Below are 25,751 nucleotides of genomic sequence, written 5' to 3'. Positions count from 1 at the left end.
CAGCCGGGGCCGTGCGCCGCGCCACGGCCCGCGCAGCCGGCAGGGGCTACATGCGCAGCAGGTTCTGCGCCATGTGGTGCAGGTCCTTGCCGGGCTGCGCCAGGGTGTCGAGGATGCTGAAATGGTGCAGCCCCGGCAGCACCTGGCAGCGCGGCACCGAATGCACACCCCAGGCCTGCTGCACCAGGCCATTCTGGCGGTGGAATTCCTCGCTCTCATCCCCGCCCGCCACGCAGTAAAGAATGCCGTGCTCGGGCGCCAGCAGGCGCGCGGGACTGTCCTGCAGCACATGCTGGTCGGTCAGGTGCAGCGCCTCCTGCAGAAAAGGGGTGTGCATCAAAGGATCCAGGTCATGCAGCCCCGAGATCGACAGCGCATTGCGCACCAGCCCATCCGGCAAACCCGCGCCGATCAGTGGCCACACACTGGTCAGCAGCATGGCCGCCAGGTGCCCGCCCGCCGAGTGCCCGGCCACCGTGATGCGCCGCGCATCCCCGCCATGGGCCTCGATATGGCGCGCCACCCAGGCCACGGCTTTTTCCATCTGCCGCACGATGTGGGGAATCGTGACCGGCGCCTCGGGCGTGCCCGGGCACAGGGCGTAGTTGACCACCGCCACACAGAAGCCCGCCTGGGTGAACGGCGGAGCGATGAAGGAATGGTCGGATTTGTCCAGAGCCCGCCAATAGCCACCGTGGATGAACACCAGCACAGGCACCGGGGCACCCGCTGCCCGCGTGGATGGGAAGATATCCAGGGTTTCCCCAGCGCCCGTGCCATACGCCACATCCAGCACACATGGCGCCTGCGCGCGGACCTGCGCAGAATCGCGGGCCCAGCGCTGGAGGTAGTCCATGTGATCAGGAACCAACGCACGGTTGTTGTACATGCGCTCCAGCCAGGCCGGGTCGTTCAGGGGCAAGGTCATGGGCTGTGTCTCCTTGGGGCAAAAGCAGCTTGGGTCATCATCTTTGCATTCGCCCCAGGCTGCAAGCTCCGTGACAGGCTGATGCACCAAAAAGGCACATGATGGCAGCAGAGACATCTTTTTATCCCAGCAAAAAAGAAGCACGCCATGACCACTACACCCCTGCACATCGCCGTTCTCGGCATTGGCATGATGGGACTGCCCATGGCCCGCCGCCTGAGCGAAGCGGGCCACCAGGTGCGGGCCTGGAACCGCACTCGCGCCAAGGCCGAACCCCTGGCCTCCCACGGCATCGCCGTGCTCAATACCCCGGCTGAAGCAGTACAAGGCGCCGACATCGTGATCAGCCTGCTCGAAAACGGCCCCGTGGTCGGCCAGGTGCTGTTTGACCTGGGCGCTGCCCGGGCCATGCGCAAAGGCAGCCTGTTCATCGACATGGCCTCCATCCAGCCCAGCGAAGCGCGCGACCATGCCGCGCGCCTGGGGGAGTTGGGTGTGGCGCACCTGGATGCCCCGGTCTCCGGCGGCACCGTGGGTGCCGAAGCGGGCACCCTGGCCATCATGGTGGGCGGCCGCCCCGAAGACTTCCAGCGGGCCCGGGCAGTGTTCACTCCCCTGGGTCGTGCCACCCATGTGGGCCCCCATGGTGCGGGGCAACTGGCCAAACTGGCCAACCAGATGATCGTGGGCATCACGATTGGCGCCGTGGCCGAGGCGCTGCTGTTTGCAGCCAAAGGCGGGGCCGATATGGCCAAGGTCCGTGAGGCCATCAGCGGCGGCTTTGCCGACAGCCGCATCCTGCAGTTGCATGGCCAGCGCATGGTGGAGCGCGACTTCGCCCCCCGGGGCCGCATGGCCGTACAGCTCAAGGACATGCGCAACGCCATGGCCACGGCCCACGAGACAGGCTTCGATGCCCCCATCACCGCACTGTTCGAGGCGCTCTATGCCGACGGTGTCGAGCATGGCCTGGGCGATCTGGACCACAGCGGTCTCTTCGTCGAACTCGCCAGCCGCAACGCGATGCCGTGAAATTTTTTGGCGCGACTTGCCAAGAGCCAAAAAATTAGTGCATAATTCGAGGCTCTGCAGCAACGCAGACAAATTTTAAAAAGATTTGGGTTCTTAGCTCAGTTGGTAGAGCAGCGGACTCTTAATCCGTAGGTCGAGTGTTCGAGTCACTCAGGACCCACCAAATCTAAGCCGCAAGGCACATAAAGCCTGCTACCTATAAGTAGCAGGCTTTTTTGTTTTCAGAACGACTGCCCCCAGTCTCGCAGCCAGTCCGCGCGCACCGCCCGGACACCTGCAGGTGCATGCTCTGACCTCCGGGCCACACGGCCTTGGTGTCCGCCTTCCCCAGGCGGCAACGAATGCGTCTCCCCCGAGACGGCCCACCTCCCCGCTCTCCACACTGCCGCAGCAAAAGGTTGCGGCCTCGTGTGGCGCGGGTTCGGGCGGCTATTTTTCAACCTTTGAATCCATGCGCGCCGCCGCCTCGTACCCATGGCAAGAACGCGCCAAACAAAGCTTTGCGGCAATTGCAAACAAATGTCTCCCCACAATTTGCAGCAGAAACGTATGGCTACACTTTGTCAAACGCCTGACACACCGGTGAGATAGGCCCACAACGCCCCACCCACCCGGAACGAGACACACAGAACACCGTGACATCCAGCCCAAAAACAACCGGCGCCCCCTCCATCCTGCTTGCATTGATCGCCGTCGGTCTGATCTCGCTGCCCGCCCCCGTTGCCAACGCACAGCCCTCCAAGTCACGTGACGCAGCGACCAAGGAGAGGGCACAGGCCAGGCCAGAGCGCGACGGGACGCGCAACAAGGCGGCGTCAGCTGAGCCCGGTGCCATTGCAGCTGCAGTGGCCACGCTCCCGCCGCTGCCATCCCGGCAATGGAAGGTCAGCCTCAAGGACCTGGGCATGGCACGCCCTATCGCCTTGCGTGGCGTGGACAGCGAAGCCAGTGTGGGTGTGGGTGTGCGGCGCGATGAAGCGGTGGAGACAGCCCGGTTGCGCCTGACTTTCACCCTGTCTCCTGCATTGATCCCTGCGCTTTCGCACCTCAAGGTGATGCTCAACGACGAGACACTGCAAACCCTGGTGCTCGACAAGGAGCGCCTGGGCACACCACAAACGGTTGAGCTCAACATCGACCCGCGCTACTTCACCGACTACAACCGCTTCCGTTTCCAGTTCATCGGCCACTACACGATGGAATGCGAGACACCCAACCATTCGAGCCTCTGGGCCACGATCAGCAACGAAAGCCAGATCGAGCTGTCGCTGCGTCAAATTCCTCTGCGCGACGACCTGGCACTGCTACCCGCTCCGTTTTTCGACCCGCGCGACAACCGGCCAGTGAACCTGCCCTTCGTGTACGGCAACAAGCCAAGCAAAGGAACACTCAAGGCCTCGGGCTCCATCGCCAGCTGGATCGGCATGCTGGCGGGTTACCGTGGCAACCAGTTCCCGGTGTTCGAAAACCAGTTGCCACGCCAACACGCCGTGGTACTGGCCACGAACGACAACCGCCCGGCCTTCCTGCAGAACCAGCCCCCTGTGGAAGACCCCACGCTGTCTGTCGTGCCCCACCCCGATGTGCCAGGAGCCAAGCTGCTGCTGGTGCTGGGCAAGGACGATGCCCAGCTGCAAATGGCGGCCGACGCATTGGCCCTGGGCAAGGCGGTGCTCTCCGGGCAGAGCATCGCGGTCAAGTCGCTGGAGTACCCGGCCCTGGCCAAACCGTACGATGCCCCCCGCTGGATCACGACCGAGCGGCCCGTGAAGCTGGCCGAACTGGTTTCCGGCGCGGGCGACCTGCAATTGCGCGGCTCGGTGCTCAACGACACGGTGAACGTCTACACACGCATGGCGCCCGACCTGTTCACCTGGAATGCCAAGGGCGTGCCACTGGACCTGACCTACCGCTACACACCCAACAGCGTGTCGGACCACGGCGCGCTGAACATCTCGATCAACAACCAGTTCATCCAGTCCTACCCGCTGCAGTCGCGCGAGGACCGCACCAGCGGCAAGAGCACCATCATGCTGCCGCTGTTCGACGATGGCAGTGCCCAGACCCGTTCGGACTTGAAGATTCCGGCGTTCATGATCGGCGGCGACAACCAGCTGCAGTTCGCCTTCCAGATCCCACCCAACGACCTGGGCCGCTGCCGCTCTGCCCCGCCCACCGAGCTGTTTGCCGCCATCGACCCCCAGTCCACCATCGACCTTACGGCCTTCCGCCACTACCTGGCCATGCCCAACCTGGCGGCCTATGCCAACAGCGGTTTCCCCTTCACCCGGGTGGCCGATCTGGCGCAAACCTCCGTCATCCTGCCCAACCAGCCCACCCCCGCCGATGTGGAAGTGTTCCTCACGGCCATGGGCCGCATGAGCGCCTCTACCGGCTACCCTGGCACGCGCTTCACACTGCTGCACGCAGCCGAGGCCGACAAGGCGGCCGATACCGACATCCTTGTGATCTCACAGGGTGACAGCGATGGCCTGCTCGAAAAGTGGAAAAGCCACTTGCCGGCCCTGCTTGCGGCGGGAGCCCGTTCAGTGCAGCCGCTGGAGCGCGCGATGGGTTCTTTCATTGACCTCTTCAACCTCGAACCCCACCAGCGCCTGTCGGCCTCGGGCGGCCAGGCCATCCTGCAGGGCAAGGGCCCGCTGGCAGCTGTCACGGGATTTGAGTCACCCCTGAGCAGCGGGCGCACGGTGGTGGCCCTCACGGCCACTGACAAAGACGCCATGTCCCTGCTGAGCCTGGGCCTGAACGACGCGGGCAAAATCAAGAGCCTGCGTGGCGACCTGGGCCTGATGCGCGGGGATGCCATCGAAAGCTTCCGCATTAAGCCCGTGTACTACGTGGGTGACCTGCCCTGGTGGCAGCGCCTGTGGTTCCACATGCACAGCCATCCGCTGCTGCTGGCCCTGGTGGGCATTGGTACCGGCCTGCTGCTGACTTTCATTGTTTATGCCGCGCTGCGCAGCATGGCACGGCGCAGATTGGCTGCACACCATGACTGATTCCATCCGCCGCCGCACGGCCCTGCAAGCAGGCGCCGGTGCCGCCCTCCTGTCCTGCCTCGCGGGAGCACAAGCCCAACCCACCAGCACAGGCCGCTCCGCCTGGCCCGCCTGGGACACGTTCAAGGTCCAGTTCATCAACGAGGGCGGCCGTGTGGTGTCCGACGATGATGGAGGGGGGCAAACCTATTCGGAAGGCCAGGCCTACGCACTCTTCTTTGCTCTTGTGGCCAACGACCGGCCCATGTTCGACAAGCTGCTGCGCTGGACCGAAAACAACCTTTGTGATGGCGACATGACCGCGCGCCTTCCCGCATGGCTCTGGGGTAAGCGCCCCGACGGCAACTGGGGCGTGATCGACAGCAACGCGGCCTCAGATGCCGACCTGTGGATCGCCTACGCACTGGGCGAGGCCGGCCGACTGTGGAACGAGCGCAGTTACCGCGCACTCGCAGCCCTGCTGGCCGCACGGGTGCTGCGCGAGGAAACCGCCGACATCCCGGGCCTGGGCCCTACGCTGCTTCCTGCCCCCAAGGGCTTTGTGCAGCCCAATGGCCGCTGGCGCCTGAACGCAAGCTACATGCCCATGCACCTGATGCACTGGCTGGCCGCCAGCGATCTGGACCCGCAGTGGAAGAAGCTGGTGGACAGCTCGATCAAGGTGATTCAGGGCTCCTCGCCCAAGGGGTTTACCGCCGACTGGACGGTGTACGACGCCAAGCAGGGCTTTCTGGTCGATACCGAGGGCAAAGAGAAGGGGCAAGGCACCTACAACGCCATCCGCGTCTACCTCTGGGCGGGTGTGATGCATGCCGAAGCCCCGGGCCGCAAGGTGCTGCTCGACACCCTGGCTCCCATGGCCCGCTACGTGCGCGACCAGGGCTACCCCCCCGAGTCGATCGACATCCTGACCGGGCAGGCTTCAGGCCCTGCGCCCTCGGGTTTCTCGGTGGCCCTGCTGCCTTTTCTGCGCGCGGCGGGCGACGACAAGGCGCTGCAATCGCAGCGCATGCGCCTGGAAGCACGCCCCCTGCGGCCCAAGGCTTACTACGAACAAGTACTGGCCCTGTTCGGCCAGGGTGCATTCGACGGACAGTACCGCTTTACGGCGGCAGGCCAGCTCATGGCGCGGTGGAAGCCGTGACCCGAGCCCCCCGCCGCTCCCGCTATTGGTTGCCCTCCATCACCCTGCTGGCAGCAGCCTGCCTTCCCCCTGCCCAGGGGGTGCACGCCAGCACGCCGTCGGCCGTCGAAGCCGAACTGCTCAGCGGTGCGCGCATGTGGGCCTCCAAGAACCGCCCTGACATGGCCCGCCAGCTGGTTGACAAGGTGCTGGCCATGGACCCTTACTCTCCGCAGGGACTGGGTGTGCTCGGTGACCTTGCACTGCGCGAGAAAAAGATGGACGACGCCAAGCGCGTCCTCGACACCTTGCGTGCGCGCCATCCTGGCCATCCCGTGACCCAGGAGCTGGAAACCCTCGTGCGGGTTTATGGCAGCGACCGCGAGAAGCTTTCGCAAATGCGCCTCATGGCGCGCGCGGGCCGCAAGGCCGAGGCTGCCGACCTGGCACGTGAGCTGTTCCCCCAAGGCCCTCCCACCCTGGGTGGGCTGGCGTTGGAGTACCACCAGATCCTCGGGTCCAGCACCAAACGCAATGCAGACTCACAGCGCCAGCTGGGCAAGCTGTACCAGGAAACCGGGGAATCGCGCTACCGCCTGGCGCAGCTCGAAATGCGCATGTACCAGGGAGAGAACCCCACCACCGTGGTACAGGAAATCGAATCGCTGGCCAAGCAACCCGACATCAACGCCCAGCAATTGCAGGACCTGTGGCGCCGTGCCATGGACCGGCTGGCCAACACCTCCGCCAACCTGCCCCGCGTACGCGCCTTCCTGCAGCGTTACCCCGGCGACCAGGCGATGGAAGACCGCCTGGCCGCCATGCAACAGGCCGCGGAGCGGGCTGCCCGAGCTGCCCGCGACCCCGCCAACCTGGCACGCAATGCTGCACGGACAGCCCTGGACCAGGGCAACACCGAGTTGGCAGAAGAACAGCTGCAGGCCGCACTGGCATTGCGCCCCAGCGACGGAGACAGCCTGGGCAACCTCGGGCTCATTCGCCTGCGCCAGGGCGAACATGCCCAGGCGCAGGAACTTTTTGGCCAGGCCTATGGGCTGACCCGCCAGGGCAAATGGAAAGAGCTGCAGGAGACAGCCCGGTTCTGGGGCTTTCTGCGGCAGGCTGATCGGGCCATCGAGAAGAACGAGCTGTCCACGGCAGCGAGCCTCGCGGAACGGGCGTTGGCCCTGCAACCCAGCAGCGCAGAGGCACTGACCACGCTGGCCAGCATCCGCGACCTGCAAGGTGACCATGCGCTGGCCGAAAACCTGTATCTGGACGCTTTGCGGCATGAAGCCAGCAGCAGCGCTGCCATCAAGGGGCTGGCTGGCCTGTATGCCCGCACCCAACGATCGGCCAAAGCACTGGCCTTGCTGACCGAGGCCACCACCCGTGACACAGCCCTGGGAGAAAAGCTGGCTGGCACGCAGGCCGACATCTTGGTGGCCCAGGCCGACGAGCACCTGCAGGCCCAGCGTCTCAGCGCTGCGTTGCGCGCCCTCGAATCCGCCGTGGTACTGACCCCTGGCGACGCCTGGGTGCGGCATCGCCTGGCACGGTTGTACCTGCGGCTGAACCTGCCCAAGGAAGCACTCAATGTCATGGACGAGGGCATGGCGCGCTCCGCAGCCACGCCACCGGGAACGGACCGCAGTTCCATGCTGTACGCGCGGGCATTGATCCGCTCTGCGGTGGATGACGACCGAGGGGCGTTGGCCGATCTGGCGCAGATTCCATCCGGCGACCGCACCGAATCGATGCAGGCGCTGACCCAGCGTGCCACCGTCAAGTCGCTGGTGGCGCAGGCCACCGCCAGCGGCCAGCCCGCCGAGGCACGGGCCCTACTCGCCCAGGCCGAGCAAACCGCAGGCAACGATGCCGAGCTGCTCTACACCGTGGCCAATGCCTGGTTCCGCCGGGCGCAGCCCCAGCAAGGGGTGGCTGTCTTCAACCGCTTGGCAGCCCGAGTGTCCCGCATGGAGCTGCAGGCGCAGCTCGACCATGCCCAGTTGCTCAACCGCGCGCAGGACGATGCAACACTGGCCGAACACCTGACCCGACTATTGCAATCACCGGGCTGGAGCATCGAACAAGAAGCGCGCCTCGTGGCCCTCTACACCGCCCACCGCGAGCGGCTCATCGAACAACAGCGCCAGTCTGGCAACCTCCGCGAGGCCGTGCGCATGGCGCGCCAACCCCTGCAGCTGCCAGCCACTGCAGCCTCTCCCAGTGCGGCCCAACAGCGTGCACAGACGCAGGCCCGCCTGCTGATGGCTGCGGGTGAGTATGCCGACGCAGCCGGGCTGCTTGCGCCGCTGGTCCAAGCGCAGCCCGATGGCCTGGACCTGCGCATGGCCCTGGCAGATGCGCTGTCTCGCCTGGGCGATGCACGCGGCACCACCGAGCACGCCTTGTGGCTGCAAGACCATCTGCCCTCCGATAACGCCAGCCAGCAGCTGGCGCTGCTGCGCATCTGGCAACGCGCAGGCCGCATGGAAGAGGCCCGCGCCCTTTCCACACGTTTGCTGCTGGCTTTTCCGCAGGACAGCGACGTCCTGCTGCATGCAGCGCGGCTGGAGCGCGCCAGCCGCAACTATGCTCAGGCGCTGGTGTTCTTCCGCAGCGCTTTGATGCTGGAGACACGTGGTGCCTCCCCTGCCACCGCCGAACCCACGCCCACCGAGGCGATGGATAGCGAGTCCCCACTGGCGCTGCAAAAGAGCTACATGCTTTCGCTGCCCGTGGATCCAGTGGTGGTGGCCAAGATTCAGGGCGAAATCGATGCCATCGAGGCTCGGCGACAGGTATGGATCGAGGCCGCACACACCGGTCTGCGCAAGAACTCCACCGAGGGCATTTCCAGTCTGCGGGGCTGGGAACGCCCCCTCGTCGCCTGGATGCCACGTGGCTACGACGGCCATTATTTTTTGCATGTGGATCGGGTCAAGCTCAATGCTGGCGACTTGCCTGCCGACGGCTCGGACCTGCTGGACTTTGGCCAGATGGCCGCTCTGCCCCCGGGCTCGCCCCTGCCCTACCGCCGCCAGCGTGGCTCGGGCACCAACCTGGGCTTCGGTTTTGTGGGCGACGATGTTCAATGGGACATCGGCACCACTGGAGTTGGCTTCCCGGTGACCAATGTGGTGGGGGGACTGGCCCAAACTGGCAATCTGGGCCGCTACAGCTACAAGCTCGAAGCCTTCCGGCGACCCATCACAGGCAGCCTGCTGTCCTATGCAGGTGCCCGCGACCCGGTGTCCGGTGAGATCTGGGGTGGAGTCGTGGCCACGGGTGCCGCCGCGCGCCTGTCCACCGACTTCGGTCCCTACAGCAGCTCGGTGGCCCTGAACCTCGCGGCCCTCACCGGAAAGAACGTGGAAAACAACACCCGCGCCCAACTGCGTGTGGCCGTGGACCGCGACATCTGGCGCGGCAGCCACAGCCTGGTCAACATGGGCGTAACGTTCTCGGCGTGGCACTACGGCAAAGACCTGTCGGAGTACAGCTTCGGCCACGGCGGCTACTACAGTCCACGCAGCTACGCATCGATTGCGCTGCCTGTGGAATGGAGTGGTCGCAGCGGTGCCCTCACCTGGCTGGCGCGGGGTTCGGTATCGGTATCGCGCAGCAGCAGCGCCGACAGCGACTATTTCCCCCAGAGCGCGCTGCTGCAGGCTTTGGCGCGTACGCGCCTGGCGGAAAGCGGCAATGTGCCGGTGTATCCAGGCAGTTCAGGCTCGGGGTTTGGCCGGTCGTTCCGGGGCGTGCTGGAGTACCAGGTCACACGCAATCTTTCGCTCGGAGCCCAGCTGGAGCTGGACCGCTCCGCCTACTACGCGCCCACCAATCTCATGGTGTATGGCCGCTACCGCTTTGACCCGGTGCTGGCGCCGCTGGAAAACCGCCCACGCCCCGTCCAGTCCTATTCGAGTTTTTGAGATGTCCACCGCCCCTTCCTCCACGCGCAAAAGCACTCCGTCCCTTGGGGGAGCGCGCGCCTGGCTCCGGCGCTTGCGCCTGGCATCCAGCCGAGGGCCTGATGGTGACGCGACCGCCACACAGATCGGCATCGAGGGCCTGCCCGATGGCGTTGGTCAATTGCCAGTGCACGTCCCTGTCTCCTTGGTTGCGGCCGATGCGCCCAGTGCAGCGCTTTGGTTCCCCGCGCTGCTGGAGGACGCCCTCGCCGCAGGCCCCGTGGGGCTGATCGCGTCCGATGCATCGTGGGTGGACGGTCTGTTGCACCGCCCCCCCCTGCGGGCCGCCTACCATGCTGGCCGATTGCAGCTGTGGGTGCTCTCGCCCGGCCTGCAGGCCGAGGTTCGGCGCCATGGGCTCCTGTCCCTGATGCAGGAACTGGAACGCACGGGCCTGAGCGATGCACATGCGCTGTTTGTCTGCGACGCCCAGGGCCTGCTTGCCGGACTCAGCGTGACAGAGCTGGCCCGGGTGAGCCGCCAGCTCAGCACCCTGTGCCGCGAACGCGCACGCCCTGTGGTGCTGGGATTCTTCCCGCCGCTGGAGCCCGAGGTGCTTCTGCCTGCCTTGCGCAACCTGTGCCAGATGTCCATGCACATTGCCACCTTGCGCACCGATGCCGACCGCTGGAGCCTAGGCCTGGAGCGCTGGAACACGGACGCAGGCGCCCTCTTCCAGACGGCCTTTGGGCTGCTGCGCAACGAGGCATCGGGCCGCCTCGCAGCGGACGGCACGCGCACCCGGGGTGCTGTGCGCGAACTGGTGGAAGCTGCGGACCAGTCCGAGGTCATCGCCACGCGCGCTTCAGTCGAAGGCCAGCGTGGCGTGCCGGGACACTGGCGCATCGTCGAAAGCCTGGCCGACATGGAGATAGCGGCCGCCGCCAGCGTGGCTGCCACGGTACTTCTGGATGCAGGCCAGGCATCGGACTTCGAGCCACGTGCGCGCCTGGTGCACCACCTGCGCCTGTCGCGCCCGCTCACACTCAAGATAGTGATGCGGGAAAACCTGGGAAAGCTGCGCACACACAGCGAGCAGGCCCTGCTGCAACTGGGTGCCAGTGCCGTGGTCTACAAGGAAGTCGGGTTTTCACGGCTCTTGCAATTGCTGCAGGACATCAACGCCCAAAGCCACAGTCGCAAGGTGCACCCCGACTACGAGCAGGCACTGGACAGCTTCATGCCGGCACGCGAGCGGGGCTACCAACCCCCTGCACATTTCTGCGCCCTGGTGCGCAGCATGCTGGACCGTACGCAGGCGATTGGCCTGTCGCACAGCCTGGTGCGACTGAACGTGCTGGCGCAGATCCCGCACCTGGATGCGCTGCGCGCGTGCCACACCGCACGCGACGGGGATCTGTTCACAGCAGACCATGAATCGGTTTATGTCTTCCTTTTCGCCTGCCGCGAACCCGATGTGGGCTTGGCATTGCACCGTCTTTTTGCCTTGCCCTTGGCCCAGTTGTTCTCTTCTGAGGCCATCGACTGCTCGGACACAGGCATCCGAGCCATGACAGGGCACCTGCAAGAAGCCCTGCGCAAAGGCCTGCCAGACTACAGTGCGCTGTTGGACCATGCCCCGGCGGCAGCAGCCGTCGCTATTACAGCGCCAACCTCCGCGCCGCCCTCTTCTTCACCCACACTGCCTGCGGACACTGGCGGCGCGCATGTCGCGGTAGGCCCCAGCGTGCAGCACCGCCCCATTGCACGGCGAGCCGTGCCACGCCCTTCCACGAGGTCCATCGCATGACGCTGTTGATGTTGCTGCTCTACATGCTGCTGGGCGCCCTGCTGGCCTGGCCCTGCTGGCTGCTGCTGCGCAGAGCACAACGTGCACGCCAGCCACTGCGCTGCGTAAAACCCTACCGGCCTGGACTGCCGCAGACGGGTGCAAGCGACACGCCAACGGCGCCGCCCGCCTCCTGAATGAACGAATGAACAGAGACTTTGCATGCGTGTGATTGCCGTTGTATCGCCACTCGGAGGAGCGGGGCGAACCACCCTGACCGCCCACCTGGCTACGCTCCTGGCACGCCAGGGACAGCGCAGTCTGGCGGTGGAACTGTGCGCCCAGAACCTGCTGGGTAGGCACCTTGGCATGCGCGAGGCCAGCGCTACGGGCTGGGCGCGCGCTGCTGCCAATGGGCAGTGGTGGGCCGATGGCGGATTTGACAACTCGGACGGCGTGCGAGTCCTGCCTTTTGGCGAGTCGTCCCTGGAAACTCTCCACACCCTGCACCAGATGCTGCAGGTGCAGCCACGCTGGCTGCAGGACCAGATCGAACTGCTGGACATTGCCTCCGATTGCGTTGTGCTGCTGGACACCCCCTTGTGGCCCTCTCCGTGGGCCCAGGCCGCACTGCACTGCGCCGACACCGTGCTGGTTGCACTGGAAGCCTCTGCCCGTGCCTGCTCGGCCCTGAACGGCGTGCAGACCCTGCTGCGCAGCACAGCAGCAGCTCCCAGTGAGCAAGGTGTGCTGGTCACACGCTTTGACCCACGCCGGGTTTCCCACCGCGAGGCCTTGCAGACCCTGCGCGAACAATGGGGCGATCGCCTCATCCCCTACACCTTGCATGAGGACGAGAACATCGCGCGCGCGCTGGCCCGCGCAATGTGTGTGGGCCACCTGGCGCCCCAGGCACAGTCCGCCCACGACCTGCAGGGCGTATGCAACTGGCTGATGGGCCAGCATGCGGCCCCTCCGTCCATGCTGATTCCTGGCGTCACCCAACCATGACCCACCTGCACGATACGGGCGCAGTACCCCACGCAGGCGCATCAGAGCCTGCAAACGAGGGCTCCGGGCCAGGCTGGATCGGCCGCTGGAAACACTGGCTGGCACAACAGCTGGAAGTGGCGCCTGGTGCTCCGTGGTGGATGTGGTTGTGGCGCTGCATCGTGCTGCCGGCCACGCCCGAGCGCGCCCTGTTGGCTTGGTTACTGCAACCGGTGCCCTGGCTGCTCGCAGGGCTGGGGCTTGTGCTGCGCCGGAGCTGGAAAGGCCTCACACTGCTGCTGAAGGGTGTGTTCTGGCCCATCCGCCTCTTCCTGCGCGCGATGGACAGGCTGGCCGCCCATGTCAACGTGGAGAAAGGCATGCGCCTGGCCGACCAGGTGCTGTCTCCTGTCATGGAAATCCCTGGGCTGCGGTGGGTGGTGCTCACCGTGGGCCTGCTGGCTGGGCTGGTGGTGATGACTACCCCGTTCAACTGGTTCGGGCAGACGCTGTTCATGTTGCTTTGCTGGGCGCTGTCTCTGGTACTGCGCCGCCTGCCAGGGCGCTACCCCTCGCTCGCGCTGGCAGCCATCAGCCTGCTGGCCATGGGGCGCTATGCCTGGTGGCGGGTCACTTCGTCCATCGAGTTTGAATCGGCCATTGAATCCTTCCTGGGCTACGGTCTGCTGGCTGCCGAGGCCTATACCTGGCTGGTGGTGGTGCTCGGTTTCATCCAGACCGCCTGGCCCCTGCACCGCCGCCCGGCCGACCTGCAGGGGCAGCCCGCATCCTGGCCCACGGTCGATGTCTATATTCCTACCTACAACGAGCCCCTGAGCGTGGTGCGAACCACGGTGCTCGCATCCATGGCACTTGACTGGCCCAGGGACAAGGTCAAGGTCTTCATCCTGGACGACGGTCGGCGCGAGGAATTCCGTGAGTTCGCAGAGTCCATGGGTGTGGGCTACATCGTGCGCCCCGACAACAACCACGCCAAGGCTGGCAACCTCAATCACGCGCTCTCCAAGACCGACGGCGAACTCATTGCCATCTTCGACTGCGACCACATCCCCACTCGCTCCTTCCTGACCACGGCCGTGGGCTGGTTCCAGCGCGACCCGAAGTGCGCCATGCTGCAGACGCCGCACCACTTCTTCTCGCCCGACCCATTCGAGCGCAACCTGGGCACTTTCCGTCGCGTGCCCAACGAGGGCGCACTGTTCTACGGTTTGATCCAGGACGGCAACGATTTCTGGAACGCCACCTTCTTCTGCGGCTCCTGCGCGGTGATACGGCGCGGCCCGCTGCTGGAGGTGGGTGGTATCGCAGTGGAGACCGTGACCGAGGATGCGCACACCGCGCTCAAGCTGCACCGGCGCGGCTACACCACGGCCTACATCAACGAAACGCAGGCGGCCGGCCTGGCGACGGAAAGCCTGTCCGCCCACGTGGGCCAGCGCATCCGCTGGGCACGCGGCATGGCGCAGATCTTCCGCGTGGACAACCCCTTCCTGGGCAAAGGCCTCACGCTGTGGCAGCGCATCTGCTATGCCAATGCCATGGTGCACTTCTTCTTTGGGCTGCCCCGGCTGGTGTTCCTTACTGCGCCCATGGCCTTCCTGTTCTTCGAGTGGCACATCATCAACGCGGGCGCCATCATGATCGCGCTGTACGTGCTGCCCTACATCCTGCAGTCCAACATCGCCAACGCCCACGTACAAGGCGAGCACCGGCACACCTTCTGGGCAGAGGTCTACGAGACGGTGTTGGCCTGGTACGTAGCCCTGCCCACCACCGTGGCGCTCATCAACCCGCGCCTGGGCAAGTTCAACGTCACAGCAAAGGGCGGGCTGGTGGACGAGCCCTATTTCGACTGGGCCATCTCACGCCCCTACACCGTGTTGGTGCTGCTGAACTTTGCAGCCTTTGGCATGGGAATCGTGCGCCTGTTCTTCTGGAATACGGAAGAAACAGCCACCGTGCTGCTGAACTTGCTGTGGACGGTCTACAGCATCCTCATGCTGGGTGCCGCACTGGGCGTGGCCTCCGAGGCGCGCCAGGTGCGCCGCATGCACCGCGTGGCCACCCGGTTGCAGGCCACGTTGTACCAGGATGACGGTACGGTGCTCCAGGCCGTTTGCATCGACTTCTCCATGACGGGTGTGGGCCTGGAGCTGCCCGAGGGCACCCGGCTGGCAGTGGGCGAAAAAGTCCAGGTGGGCCTGTGGCGCGGTCATTCCGAATGCACATTCCCGGCCACTATCATGCTGCACCGGGGCCAGGGCGCCACGGGCCTGCAATTCGATCCCATGACCCGCGAACAACAAATCGACCTGGTGCAATGCACCTTTGCCCGCCCCGACACCTGGCGGCAATGGAACGACAGCCATGACATCGACCGCCCCTTGCACGGCCTGCAAGAGATCGCCCAGCTCGGTGTGCTAGGTTACCGCAAGTTCTGGGGATCGCTTCTGGAGGCTGCCCGTAGCCGCTGGAACCGGGGGCGCCAACGCGGGCAGCAGGGGCTGGGCGCATGAGCTACTGGAACCTGTACTTCCTGGTCAAAGTCGGCCTGCACTTCACGGGTTACATCGGTTTTAGCTGGTGGCTAAACCTGTTACTGTGGCTAGCGCTGCTACCGACCATAAAGCACCGACTGCTGCGGCGCACGCGCGCCGTGCTGGCCTGGCCGGCGGCAATTGCCCTGCTCTACTACGACTCCTACCTGCCCACCCTGGGGCGTGTGCTTTCACAGGTCAAGGCCCTTGCGGGTTTCAGCGCTGACTACTGGATGGAGTTGGCCGGACGCCTGGTGAACCCTACCGCGGTGGTGGTGGCTGTAGCCGGTGTCTTCCTGTATGCAGCATTGGCGCGTCGAGTGCGCTTTGCCACCTTTGCCCTGGCTGGCATCCTGAGCGTTCCTCTGGTGGCGACCCTCCAGGAGCGTGAAGCACAGATCCGCAATGACAGCCGCGTGCAGGCCAATCCAGGCGACGCCCCCCCCGTGGCTGGAGCCGACCCGGCGGACCCCGACGCCTTGTTGCAGAAGTTCTATGCCAGCGAAAGCCAGAAACGGATGCAGTTCAGCACAGGGGCGGGGTCGCCGCCGTTCGACATCATCCTGCTGCATGTGTGCTCACTCTCCTGGGACGACATGGAGTTTGTGGGCCAACGCGATAACCCGTTGCTCAAACGCTTTGACGTGCTGTTCACCAACTTCAACAGCGCCGCCAGCTACAGCGGACCGGCGTCGCTGCGCGTACTGCACGGGTCCTGTGGGCAAACGCCCCACAAGAAGCTGTACGAAGGCATCGACCCACAGTGTTATGTGTTTCCCAACCTGGAGAAAGTGGGCTACCAGACTGCAGCACTGCTCAACCACGACGGTGTGTACGAGGAGTTTGCCCACGCGCTGGAGCAGCGTGGCGGTTTGACTGGCAAGCTGCAACCCAATCAGAGTGCACCAGTCCACATGCAGAACTTCGACGGATCGCCGATTTACAACGACCATGCGCTGCTGTCGCAATGGTGGAAAAAGCGCAGCAGCGAGCGGGGGAACAACCCTGTGGCGCTGTACTACAACACCATCTCGCTGCACGACGGCAACCGGGTGCCGGGTATGACGTCCCGCAGCAGTCTGGACACCTACAAGCCTCGTCTGGTCCAGTTGATGGCTGACTTCGACAAGTTCATAACGGAGCTGGAAACTGCGGGCAAACCGGTGGTGGTAGTGCTGGTGCCCGAGCACGGCGCATCGCTGCGTGGCGACAAGATTCAAATCTCGGGCATGCGCGAGATTCCCGGGCCTCGGATCACACTGGTGCCAGCCGCCGTGAAACTGGTGGGTCTGAAAAAGCCCGCCAGCGCCGAGCCCCCTGCCCCCCTGGTGGTGAACCAGCCCATGAGCTACCTGGGCCTGTTCACGCTGCTCGGAGACATGTTGAGTGACAGCCCTTACGCAGATTCTGCGCGCCCCCTGTCCGAACGACTTCAGACACCCGAAACAACGTCGTTCGTGTCGGAGAACGCCGATGTGATCGTGATGCGCAACGCTGCGGGCAAGTACCTCATGAAATCAGGCAACGGAGAGTGGATTCCGTATTCCTACTAAGCCCCTGAGTTGCTTCACACCGTCCCCCAAAGAGGGCGGCGCCCTCGCGGTGGGACGGCTATTTCGCGGCTTGCACGGCGTTACAGGCGAGGGCTGTGCACACATCGCAGGGGTCTAGGATGGCGTTGGATTCGGTAAATCCCCCCCCTCCGGGCCCACGAAGCCCTCAGTCGTGCATTGCTGGCGTTGAGCCAACAGGCACATGCTGCATCCCGCATAATGCGCCACGGTTGGCTGTGCGCCAGACGCCTCCCCGCCCACCTGCGGCGCAATCCTCCGACTCCCAGTATCCGAATGAACCCACAAGCCCATCTGCTCTGGAAAGCGCCCCGCTGGGCTTTGGCGGTGTTGCTGGCGGTGCTGGGGATGCTGGGGCCGTTCTCCATCGACACCTACATCCCTGCGTTCTCTGGCATTGCCACTGCACTGGGCGCTACGCCGGTGCAGATGCAGCAGACACTGTCTGCCTACCTGTTCGGCTTTGCATTCATGAGCCTGTTCCATGGTGCATTGGCCGACAGCTTCGGACGCAGGCCGGTGATCCTGTGGGGCATTGCGGTGTTCACGCTGGCATCAGCGGGCTGTGCGCTATCGCAGACCATCGGGCAATTGGTGTTCTTCCGGGCATTGCAAGGTCTGTCCACAGGCGCTGGCATCGTGGTCTCGCGCGCGGTGATCCGCGACATGTTTCCGCCCGCCCAGGCGCAGAAGGTGATGAGTCAGGTCACCATCTACTTCGGAGTGGCACCGGCCATCGCCCCCATCGTGGGCGGGTGGCTGTTCGTGCACCTGGGCTGGCACAGCATCTTCTCGTTCCTGACTTTGGTGGGAGTGGCACTCTGGGCAGCCAACTACCGCTTGTTGCCCGAAACCCTGCACCAAGAGCACCGGCAACCGTTCAACGTGCGTCACCTGATGCGCGGCTATGTGCAACTCGGGTCAAGTGCGCGGTTCGTGTTGCTGGCCTTGGCCAGTGGCGTGCCCTTCAATGGCATGTTCTTGTACGTGCTGTCGGCGCCCGCCTTCCTGGGCGACCACCTGGGCCTGGCGCCCACGCAGTTCTTCTGGTTCTTCATCCTGACCATTTCAGGCATCATGGGCGGCGCCTGGCTCAGCGGACGCTTGGCGGGGCGAATTCCACCCAAGCAGCAGATCCGCCACGGCTTTCTGATCATGTTCACCGTGGCCGTGCTCAACCTCGCAGCCAACCTGCTGTTCCCACCCCATGTCGTCTGGGCATTGCTGCCGATTGCCATTTTCTCGTTTGGCTGGGCGCTGATGGTGCCGGTGGTCACGCTGCTGGTGCTGGACCTCCACCCCGAGCGCCGGGGCATGGCCTCGTCCATGCAAGCCTTCGTGGGCTCCAGCGCCAATGGTCTGGTGGCTGGCCTGATCGCCCCCATGGTCATGCATTCCACCGTGCTGCTGGCACTGGCCTCGCTGCTGATGATGGGCATTGGCCTGGTGGCCTGGATTTATCTGCACCGCCGCTGGCCAGACATCGGGCGCACACCCGTCCAGCTCTGAAAACCTGCGGACGCTCTCCCGCAGATTTGCCCCTGCGGCAACACTGCAGCAGGCGGCACCCATACGGAACGGGCTCTGCACGCACTCCTGTCTCAGGAGTCGTGTGGCTGCCGACGGTCCATGTTCTTCTGCTGGTAGTAGCGGTTTTTCTCAGCATACATGGCCTGGTCGGCGCGATTGATCGCCGCCTCTACCCCATCGCCGGAGTTGCAACTGGCGATGCCCATGGCCAGGCTCAGGTGCTGGCCGGGATAGAACTGGTTGTTCAGCTCCAGCATGGAGATGATGCGCTCCTGCAACGCATAGGCACCACGCTCTTCCGTGCCGGGCAGCAAGACGGTGAATTCATCACCCCCAATGCGCGCAGCGCAGGCCGGTGCATCCACTGCCTTGGCGAGCACCTCGCCCACCCGGCGCAGCATCGAGTCGCCAGCTGCGTGGCCTTGCTCGTCATTGACCACTTTCAGCCCGTTCAGATCGATGGCCATGACAGACAAAGGCCAGGGCCCTTTGCGCGTGAGCCGGTTCAGCTCTTCGGCGTAGAAGGCCCGGTTGCGCAACTGCGTGAGCACATCGTGTTTGCCCAGGTACTCAAGATAGGCCTCGGCCTTCTTGCGGGCTGAGATGTCCACCAGGGACAAAAGCACCAGGCCCCAATCATGCAGGTGGCTATCGAGTACCGAGAACTGCATGTGGATGTTCACGGCATCGCCTGCGAGCGAGTAGTTGACCACCTCACGCTGCTGAAAGGTTTTGCCCTCCCACAGGTCCTGCAGCTGCTCAGCAAAGGATTCATGCATCTCGCCACGGAACACACGGCCAATGTTGTTGAGCAGCATGTCTTTGCTGGCAGCACCGAACATGCGCAGCGTCTGCTGGTTCACGTCGATGACGCGAATCTCCTGCATGCAGCGGGCCACAAAATCCGGGTGCACCTTGAGAAAGGTCTTGAAGTCGCCGATGCCCTGGGCCCGCACGCCATCGAGCAGGCTCTTGACCACGCTGAAATCCTCGACCCAGAGCGAAACCGGAGAATGCTCAAACAGGTCGCGTGCGTACTGCTCGCTGCGCCGCAGGCGGCGCGCCGCCTCCAGCTGCTGGGTGTTGTCCTCAAGAGAGACAAGCACACGGCTCCAGTCCGCCTCGTGCCCCGGCAGGATGCGCGCTCGGACCAGCACGTCCAAGCGCCGACCATCCAGCGCATAGTTCACCGTCTGGTTGGAGAACTCCATCTGCCCATCCCACAGCTGTGCCAGTTCGTGCGCTGCGGTATCGTGCCTGTCGTCTCGAAAAACCTTGTCGAGGTTGGCTTCCAGATGCTGCTGGCTGTCGGCCGAGAACAGCTCCAGCGTGCGGCGGTTGACCTGCAGCACGCGCAGTGATGCGCTGCACTGGCGTAACCGGTCTGGATCTGCGGCCAGGTGGGAGCGTATGTCGGTGACCCCTTGCGCACGCCAGCCATCAAACAAGCGCTTGAGTTCGCTGAAATCCTCCAGCCAGAGCGACACAGGCGCCAACTCGAACATGTGTTCGTAATCAGCCCCCGAGGAGAGAGAAGACACCACAACAAATTCCTCCGTGGGCAATTATTGACGACGCAACCCGCAAAAAGCAGGCTGCGCGCGCTCCTGGCACAAAAAAGGGCTGGCACCTTGCGGTACCAGCCCTTGATCGGTCAGAGCGTCAACAGCACGCTCCGTCTCGGCTCAACAATCAGCGTGCAGGACGTGCGGGACGCTTGCGCGCATCATGGGCCACAAAAGGCTTGCCGCCGCCGCCACCAGCAGGCTTGGAGAAAGCTGGTTTGCGTGGCGCAAAGTCGCCACGCGGTGCACCCGCATCACCACGGGGGGCAAAGCCACCACGGCCTGCATCGCCAAAACCAGGCTTGCGGCCATAACCTTCACCATCGCGGCGAGGCGCAAAACCACGGTCACCGCCACGGTCGTCGCGGTCACGACCGCCGAAACCGCCGCCTTCACCACGGGCGGGGGCGCCACGGCCTGCAAAACCGCCACCAAAACCACCGCCGAAGCCTCCACGGTCATTGCCGCCACGGGCGGGACCACCAAACTTGCGATCACCACGGCTGTCGCGGTCATAGCCACCCGAGCGGCCACGGCCACCAAAGTCACCGCCACGGGGCGCCTGGGGTGCGCGCTGGGTAGGCTCCATACCAGGCACCACTTCGGCCTTGAACTGCTGGCGGCTGTACGACTCAATGTCGTAGATCTTGCGGCGGTCGCGGAACTCGGCGAAGGTGACGGCCAAGCCGTCGCGGCCGGCACGGCCGGTGCGGCCGATGCGGTGGGTGTAGTCCTCGGCCTTCATGGGCAGGCCGAAGTTGAACACGTGGGTGATCGTGGGCACGTCGATGCCCCGTGCGGCCACATCGGTCGCCACCAAGATCTGCACCTGGCCACTGCGCAGCGCCATCAGGCGGCGGTTGCGCAGGCCCTGGCTCAGGGCACCGTGCAGGGCCACGGCCGAGAAACCATCTTGCTGCAGGTCGTTGGCAAGGCCGTCGCACTCCACCTGGGTGCTGGCGAATACGATGGCTTGGTTGATCGTGGTGTCACGCAGCCAGTGGTCCAGCAGCTTGCGCTTGTGCTGGGCGTTGTCGGCCCAGTAAAGCACCTGCTTGATGTTGGAGTGCTTCTCTTGCGGGGAATCGATGGTCACCTTCTGCACGGACGAACCACCGTCGTGCATCACGCGCATGGCCAGTTGCTGGATGCGGGGCGCGAAGGTGGCGCTGAACATCATGGTCTGCTTGCGCTGGCTGGTCAGCTGGTTCAGCTCGGCCAGGTCGTCCGAGAAGCCCAGGTCGAGCATGCGGTCGGCTTCGTCCACCACCAGGAACTGCACCTTGTCGAGCTTGATCTGCATCGAGCGCTGCAGATCCAGCAGGCGGCCGGGCGTGGCCACCACGAGGTCGGCGTTCTGCAGCTTGGCGATCTGCAGCTGGTAAGGCATGCCGCCCACCACGTTGGCCACGCGCAGGCCACGGCAGTGCTTGACCAGATCGATGGCGTCATGTGCCACCTGTTGGGCCAGTTCACGTGTGGGGCACAGGATCAGGGCACCGGGAGTGGCTGCCTTGAAATTGCGCGAGCTGGTGGGATCCTTGCGCTTGGCGCGCTTGGGAGCGGGCTCACCACGGGCGGCCGCCTCGGCCACAGCGCGCTCGAAAGCAGCGCGCTCTTCGGCCTCCGCCACAGCCTGCTGCTGAATCAATGTATGCAGCACGGGCAGCAGGAAGGCGGCGGTCTTGCCGCTGCCGGTCTGGCTGGAGACCATCAGGTCGATGAACTTGGAGGCATCGCTGCCCATGGCCAGGGGAATGGCCTTGCGCTGCACGCTGGTGGGCTGGGTGTAGCCCAGGTCAGCCACGGCTTGCACGAGTTCAGGGGCCAAGCCCAGTTCGACAAAGCCGTTGGGCTCTGCGGTCACAGCGGCATCGCCTTCAGCAGCAGCGGCCACGACGGCATCCAGAGGAGAAGACTGCACGGAAATGTCGGCAGCAAAGGAAGTATCGGCAGGCGCGAATTCGCCCTGCACCAAAGAGGTGTCGGTCATGATTTTTCTCTCACGAAGACGGTCGCGGGCGCAGCCCACGATTGGCTTCGTCAAATGGTTAAAAAACATCAACCATCAAACGAAACCTGCGCTGGCTCTGGAGGATCAGGCCGATGCGGGTGGGCTGTTATTCGCCAGTCCTGCACTGCCGGGTTGCATTTGGCAGTGGGCTGGCAAGCCCGGTGTGTGAGGGGAGATGCACAAACTGCGAGGTGGTATCCCTGCGCAGCCAGCGATTATCGCACGGTTAAGGGTTTCCCCGCAATACCCCTCAAAACCCGGCCAAGGTGCAGCGCTTGTGCTGGCAATGGCACCCGCACAACCCAGGTCTCCGCCGGCGCAGCGCCCCACACCGAGTGCATCCTCCCTTCCAGAGGCCGATTGCAGAGAAAGCAGACCTGTTAAAGCTGGTTTTGACGGCAACCCAAAGCGCGGCTGCTTCGAGCAGGCGCACGAGGGCGCAAAGCGAGTCAGGGGGTTTTCACTTCCACGGACAACAGGTGTTGACGGTAGTGCGCCAGTTCGTCGATGGACTCGTGCACGTCGGCCAGGGCGGTGTGCTTCTGGGCCTTTTTGAAACTGGTGTAGGCCTCCGGCTTCCAGCGTTTGGCCAGCTCCTTCAGGGTGCTCACGTCCACATTGCGGTAGTGGAAAAACTTCTCCAGCTTGGGCATGTAGCGCACAAGAAAACGGCGGTCCTGCCCGATGCTGTTGCCACACATGGGGGCGGTGCCCTTGGGCACATATTTGCCCAGGAAGGCAATGATCTGCTGCTCAGCCTCCTCCTCGGTCACCGTTGAGGCCTTCACCTTGTCGATCAGACCGCTGCGGCCGTGGGTTCCCTTGTTCCAAGCATCCATTTTGTTCAGCAACTCGTCCGACTGGTGGATGGCAAACACCGGGCCTTCGACGCGGGGCTCCAGGCTCGGGCCGGTCACGACCACGGCGATTTCCAGAAGACGGTCCGTATCGGGCTCCAGGCCGGTCATTTCGCAATCGAGCCAGACCAGGTTCTGGTCGGATTTGGCAAGCGTGGCAGGGGTGGGGTTGTTGGCTTCTGACATGGCGCGCATTGTCGCCGATGGCCTAAACTCGCCGCACATGCCCACCCCTGACGACTTCTCCCCTTCCATGCTGCTCACGCTGGCCTTTGCGACTGCGCTGGTCCTGGGCCTTGCGCTCAAGTTCTGGCTGGCCACCCGCCAGGTGCGGCATGTGGCACGCCACCGCGCCGCCGTGCCCGCGCCCTTCGCCGAGCGCCTCCCCCTGGCCGCCCACCAGAAGGCCGCTGACTACACCATCACCAAGGCCCGCCTGGGGCTGCTGGAGATGGCATTGGGCTGCGTGGTGCTGCTGGGCTGGACGCTGCTGGGCGGCCTGGATGTGCTGAACCGCGCCCTGCTGGACGCGATGGGGCCCGGCATGGTGCAACAGATGGCACTGCTGGTGGCGTTTGTCGCGATTGGCGGCCTGATCGACCTGCCGTTATCGCTGTACCAGACCTTCGTGATCGAAGAGCGCTTTGGCTTCAACAAGATGACCTGGCAGCTGTGGCTGGCCGACGCGATCAAGGGCCTGCTGGTGGGCGCGATCATTGGTCTGCCAATTGCTGCGCTCATCCTGTGGCTCATGGGTGCTGCGGGCCCGCTGTGGTGGCTCTGGGCCTGGTGCTTCTGGATGGGGTTCAACCTGCTCTTGATGGTGATCTACCCCACCTTTATCGCCCCGCTGTTCAACAAATTCCAGCCGCTCGAAGACGAATCGCTCAAGGCCCGCGTGACGGCGCTCATGCAACGCTGCGGCTTCTCGGCCAAGGGCTTGTTCGTGATGGATGGCAGCCGCCGCAGCGCCCATGCCAATGCCTACTTCACAGGCTTTGGCGCGGCCAAGCGCGTGGTGTTTTACGACACCCTGCTGAAGCAACTGGCGCCGGGCGAGGTCGAGGCTGTGCTGGCGCATGAGCTGGGCCACTTCAAGCACCGCCACATCATCCAGCGCATCGTCACCCTGTTTGCGCTGAGCCTGGCCGGCTTTGCGCTGCTGGGCTGGCTCTCGAACCAAGTGTGGTTCTATACCGGCCTGGGCGTGCGCCCCAATATCTCGCTGGACCCGGCCATGGCGGCCGCACCCAACGATGCCCTGGCGCTGCTGCTGTTCATGCTGGTGGTGCCTGTGTTCACCTTCTTCATCTCGCCGCTGTTTTCGCAGCAGTCGCGCCGCCATGAGTTCCAGGCCGACGCCTATGCCGTAGCCCAGGCCAGCGGCGCCGATCTGGCATCGGCCCTGCTCAAGCTGTATGAAGACAATGCCTCCACGCTCACACCCGACCCGGTGTACGTGAAGTTCTACTACTCGCACCCGCCCGCCACCGAGCGGCTGGCGCGCATGCACCCCACCTCTGCCCACCCATGACCACCACCATGTTGAAGAAAAAAGACTGGTCTGCGCTTACCCGTCGTGCGCTGACCGCTACTGAAGTTGTAGCAAATCTGGCCAAGCTCGAAGGCTGGAGCCTGAGCGGCGATGGCGCCAACGTCGCCATCGAGAAGACCTACCACTTCGCCAACTACTACGAAACCATCTCTTTCGTGAATGCGCTGGCCTTCATTGCCAATGCGCAGGACCATCACCCCGACCTCTCGGTGCACTACAACCGCTGCGTGGTGCGCCTGAACACCCACGATGTGAACGGCATCTCCTCGACAGACTTCGAGTGTGCGACCGCATTTGATGCCCTCGTGGCGTGATCCCGTGACTCTACAAACACACCATGGCTGAACGCAGCGCCCTCATGGAAGGCACCGTGGTGGCCAGCCATGGGCGCCACTGCATGGTTGAAACCGCTGACGGCGAACGCCGCATCTGCCACCCCCGGGGAAAGAAGAGCCAGGCCGTGGTGGGCGACCGGGTGCTGTGGCAGGCGCCCCCGCCTGGCCAGGGCGACGAAGGCACGATCGAGAAGGTGCTGGAGCGGCGCAACCTGTTCTACCGCCAGGACGAGATCCGCACCAAGTCGTTTGCAGCCAACCTGGACCAGGTGCTGATCCTGATCGCGGCAGAGCCCGTGTTCTCAGAGAGCCAGCTCGCGCGCGCCCTGATCGCAGCCGAAGCCGAAGGCATCAAGCCCCTGATCGGCCTCAACAAGAGCGATCTGGTAGAGCCTTTCGCCCGCGCCTGGGAGCGTCTGCTGCCCTACCGCCACATGGGGGCGGGCACCCACTATGGCGTGCTGCCCTTGTCGCTGGCGCTTTCCAGCGATGTGGACCGCGCGCTGCTGATGGAGCACCTGCGGGGCAAAACCACGCTGGTGCTGGGCCCCTCGGGCTCGGGCAAAAGCACGCTGATCAACCTGTTGGTGCCAGGCGCTGCCGTGCAGACCGGCGAGATCTCACAGGCACTGAACTCCGGCAAACACACGACCACCAGCACGCACTGGTACTGGATGGATGCGGAGCGCACCACGGCGCTCATCGACTCACCGGGGTTCCAGGAATTCGGCCTGCACCATGTGGCGCCCATGCAGCTCGCGGCCTGCATGCCCGACATCGCAGAACACGCCACCGACTGCAAGTTCTACAACTGCACCCACCTGCATGAGCCTGGTTGTGGTGTGCTGGATGCGGTAAAAAACGGCCCCTCCGCGCACGGGATAAGCCCGACGCGCTATAAAATTTATAGTGATTTATTTGACGAGCTGAGCCACACGCGCTACTGAGCGCGGCCCTGGCGGGCGCG

The 25,751-nt window shown here is 64.4% G+C and carries 18 protein-coding genes and 1 tRNA gene; 15 read left to right on the top strand and 4 right to left on the bottom strand.

Features of this window, described 5'->3' with window-relative positions; genetic code table 11:
• Positions 1-46 precede the first annotated feature (46 nt).
• Complete coding sequence (locus AvAM_RS05250; protein WP_137746095.1) at positions 47-928, bottom strand: alpha/beta hydrolase; 882 nt, start codon at positions 926-928, stop codon at positions 47-49.
• A 147-nt stretch (positions 929-1,075) separates the two neighbouring features.
• Here AvAM_RS05250 and AvAM_RS05245 point away from each other — a divergent pair, with 147 nt between their 5' ends.
• The 11 genes from AvAM_RS05245 (at position 1,076) to AvAM_RS05195 (ending at position 18,437) form a co-directional block, all read left to right on the top strand.
• Positions 1,076-1,960, top strand: a complete 885-nt coding sequence (locus tag AvAM_RS05245) for an NAD(P)-dependent oxidoreductase (protein WP_137746094.1) — start codon at positions 1,076-1,078, stop codon at positions 1,958-1,960.
• Positions 1,961-2,047: 87 nt separating this feature from the next.
• Positions 2,048-2,123 (top strand) — tRNA-Lys (locus AvAM_RS05240).
• A 472-nt stretch (positions 2,124-2,595) separates the two neighbouring features.
• Positions 2,596-4,980, top strand: a complete 2,385-nt coding sequence (bcsB, locus tag AvAM_RS05235) for a cellulose biosynthesis cyclic di-GMP-binding regulatory protein BcsB (protein WP_249367949.1) — start codon at positions 2,596-2,598, stop codon at positions 4,978-4,980.
• Positions 4,973-6,124, top strand: coding sequence for a cellulose synthase complex periplasmic endoglucanase BcsZ (gene bcsZ, locus AvAM_RS05230; RefSeq protein WP_137746093.1), 1,152 nt, complete (start codon positions 4,973-4,975; stop codon positions 6,122-6,124). Before bcsB ends, bcsZ begins: the two co-directional genes overlap by 8 nt.
• A complete protein-coding gene (locus tag AvAM_RS05225; protein ID WP_137746092.1) occupies positions 6,121-10,041 on the top strand; it encodes a cellulose synthase subunit BcsC-related outer membrane protein in 3,921 nt (1,306 codons plus the stop codon). Before bcsZ ends, AvAM_RS05225 begins: the two co-directional genes overlap by 4 nt.
• 1 nt (position 10,042) lies before the next feature.
• A complete protein-coding gene (bcsE, locus tag AvAM_RS05220) occupies positions 10,043-11,830 on the top strand; it encodes a cellulose biosynthesis protein BcsE (protein ID WP_171012141.1) in 1,788 nt (595 codons plus the stop codon).
• Complete coding sequence (locus AvAM_RS05215; protein ID WP_137746090.1) at positions 11,827-12,006, top strand: hypothetical protein; 180 nt, start codon at positions 11,827-11,829, stop codon at positions 12,004-12,006. The genes bcsE and AvAM_RS05215 overlap by 4 nt, the downstream gene beginning before the upstream one ends.
• A 25-nt stretch (positions 12,007-12,031) precedes the next feature.
• A complete protein-coding gene (gene bcsQ, locus AvAM_RS05210; RefSeq protein ID WP_137746089.1) occupies positions 12,032-12,820 on the top strand; it encodes a cellulose biosynthesis protein BcsQ in 789 nt (262 codons plus the stop codon).
• Positions 12,817-15,336 (top strand): UDP-forming cellulose synthase catalytic subunit, encoded by a 2,520-nt coding sequence (gene bcsA / locus AvAM_RS05205; protein WP_137746088.1) that lies wholly within the window; start codon positions 12,817-12,819, stop codon positions 15,334-15,336. The genes bcsQ and bcsA overlap by 4 nt, the downstream gene beginning before the upstream one ends.
• Positions 15,333-16,910, top strand: a complete 1,578-nt coding sequence (gene bcsG, locus AvAM_RS05200) for a cellulose biosynthesis protein BcsG (protein ID WP_137746087.1) — start codon at positions 15,333-15,335, stop codon at positions 16,908-16,910. Before bcsA ends, bcsG begins: the two co-directional genes overlap by 4 nt.
• Before the next feature lie 294 nt (positions 16,911-17,204).
• Positions 17,205-18,437 (top strand): multidrug effflux MFS transporter, encoded by a 1,233-nt coding sequence (locus AvAM_RS05195; RefSeq protein WP_137746086.1) that lies wholly within the window; start codon positions 17,205-17,207, stop codon positions 18,435-18,437.
• Between the two features lie 92 nt (positions 18,438-18,529).
• Here AvAM_RS05195 and AvAM_RS05190 read toward each other — a convergent pair whose 3' ends face one another.
• Together AvAM_RS05190 and AvAM_RS05185 are read right to left on the bottom strand one after the other, a co-directional pair.
• The gene (locus AvAM_RS05190) at positions 18,530-20,002 is read right to left on the bottom strand and encodes a GGDEF domain-containing protein (protein ID WP_212742256.1); all 1,473 of its coding nucleotides are present in this window, start codon (positions 20,000-20,002) and stop codon (positions 18,530-18,532) included.
• A gap of 148 nt (positions 20,003-20,150) precedes the next feature.
• Positions 20,151-22,016: a DEAD/DEAH box helicase gene (locus tag AvAM_RS05185; RefSeq protein WP_137746085.1), complete on the bottom strand. Its 1,866-nt coding sequence runs from the start codon at positions 22,014-22,016 to the stop codon at positions 20,151-20,153.
• On the opposite strand from AvAM_RS05185, the gene AvAM_RS05180 reads away from it, so the two are divergent.
• Positions 22,015-22,206, top strand: a complete 192-nt coding sequence (locus AvAM_RS05180; RefSeq protein WP_137746084.1) for a hypothetical protein — start codon at positions 22,015-22,017, stop codon at positions 22,204-22,206. The genes AvAM_RS05185 and AvAM_RS05180 overlap by 2 nt on opposite strands.
• Positions 22,207-22,486: 280 nt before the next feature.
• Here AvAM_RS05180 and orn read toward each other — a convergent pair whose 3' ends face one another.
• On the bottom strand, positions 22,487-23,080 hold the full coding sequence (gene orn / locus AvAM_RS05175; RefSeq protein ID WP_137746083.1) for an oligoribonuclease: 594 nt from the start codon (positions 23,078-23,080) through the stop codon (positions 22,487-22,489).
• Between the two features lie 37 nt (positions 23,081-23,117).
• Here orn and AvAM_RS05170 point away from each other — a divergent pair, with 37 nt between their 5' ends.
• Genes AvAM_RS05170 through rsgA form a run of 3 tightly spaced genes read left to right on the top strand, consistent with a single transcriptional unit; the run spans position 23,118 to position 25,731 of the window.
• Positions 23,118-24,428, top strand: a complete 1,311-nt coding sequence (locus AvAM_RS05170; protein WP_137746082.1) for a M48 family metallopeptidase — start codon at positions 23,118-23,120, stop codon at positions 24,426-24,428.
• Positions 24,425-24,763: a 4a-hydroxytetrahydrobiopterin dehydratase gene (locus AvAM_RS05165; protein WP_137746081.1), complete on the top strand. Its 339-nt coding sequence runs from the start codon at positions 24,425-24,427 to the stop codon at positions 24,761-24,763. Before AvAM_RS05170 ends, AvAM_RS05165 begins: the two co-directional genes overlap by 4 nt.
• Positions 24,764-24,786: 23 nt before the next feature.
• Positions 24,787-25,731, top strand: coding sequence for a ribosome small subunit-dependent GTPase A (gene rsgA, locus AvAM_RS05160; RefSeq protein WP_137746080.1), 945 nt, complete (start codon positions 24,787-24,789; stop codon positions 25,729-25,731).
• Positions 25,732-25,751: the final 20 nt, after the last annotated feature.

Origin of the sequence: Acidovorax sp. NB1 (assembly GCF_005405905.1) — a bacterium.
Classification (GTDB): Bacteria; Pseudomonadota; Gammaproteobacteria; order Burkholderiales; family Burkholderiaceae_C; genus Acidovorax.
This window is presented reverse-complemented; position numbering and strand designations above follow the sequence as displayed.

Bases quoted from the DNA above. Each gene is read 5' to 3' on its own strand.
- AvAM_RS05250 (WP_137746095.1), bottom strand. From the start codon at position 928: ATGACCTTGCCCCTGAACGACCCGGCCTGGCTGGAGCGCATGTACAAC.
- AvAM_RS05245 (WP_137746094.1), top strand. From the start codon at position 1,076: ATGACCACTACACCCCTGCACATCGCCGTTCTCGGCATTGGCATGATG.
- bcsZ (WP_137746093.1), top strand. From the start codon at position 4,973: ATGACTGATTCCATCCGCCGCCGCACGGCCCTGCAAGCAGGCGCCGGT.
- bcsE (WP_171012141.1), top strand. From the start codon at position 10,043: ATGTCCACCGCCCCTTCCTCCACGCGCAAAAGCACTCCGTCCCTTGGG.
- AvAM_RS05215 (WP_137746090.1), top strand. From the start codon at position 11,827: ATGACGCTGTTGATGTTGCTGCTCTACATGCTGCTGGGCGCCCTGCTG.
- bcsQ (WP_137746089.1), top strand. From the start codon at position 12,032: ATGCGTGTGATTGCCGTTGTATCGCCACTCGGAGGAGCGGGGCGAACC.
- bcsA (WP_137746088.1), top strand. From the start codon at position 12,817: ATGACCCACCTGCACGATACGGGCGCAGTACCCCACGCAGGCGCATCA.
- bcsG (WP_137746087.1), top strand. From the start codon at position 15,333: ATGAGCTACTGGAACCTGTACTTCCTGGTCAAAGTCGGCCTGCACTTC.
- AvAM_RS05195 (WP_137746086.1), top strand. From the start codon at position 17,205: ATGAACCCACAAGCCCATCTGCTCTGGAAAGCGCCCCGCTGGGCTTTG.
- AvAM_RS05180 (WP_137746084.1), top strand. From the start codon at position 22,015: ATGATTTTTCTCTCACGAAGACGGTCGCGGGCGCAGCCCACGATTGGC.
- AvAM_RS05185 (WP_137746085.1), bottom strand. From the start codon at position 22,016: ATGACCGACACCTCTTTGGTGCAGGGCGAATTCGCGCCTGCCGATACT.
- orn (WP_137746083.1), bottom strand. From the start codon at position 23,080: ATGTCAGAAGCCAACAACCCCACCCCTGCCACGCTTGCCAAATCCGAC.
- AvAM_RS05170 (WP_137746082.1), top strand. From the start codon at position 23,118: ATGCCCACCCCTGACGACTTCTCCCCTTCCATGCTGCTCACGCTGGCC.
- AvAM_RS05165 (WP_137746081.1), top strand. From the start codon at position 24,425: ATGACCACCACCATGTTGAAGAAAAAAGACTGGTCTGCGCTTACCCGT.
- rsgA (WP_137746080.1), top strand. From the start codon at position 24,787: ATGGCTGAACGCAGCGCCCTCATGGAAGGCACCGTGGTGGCCAGCCAT.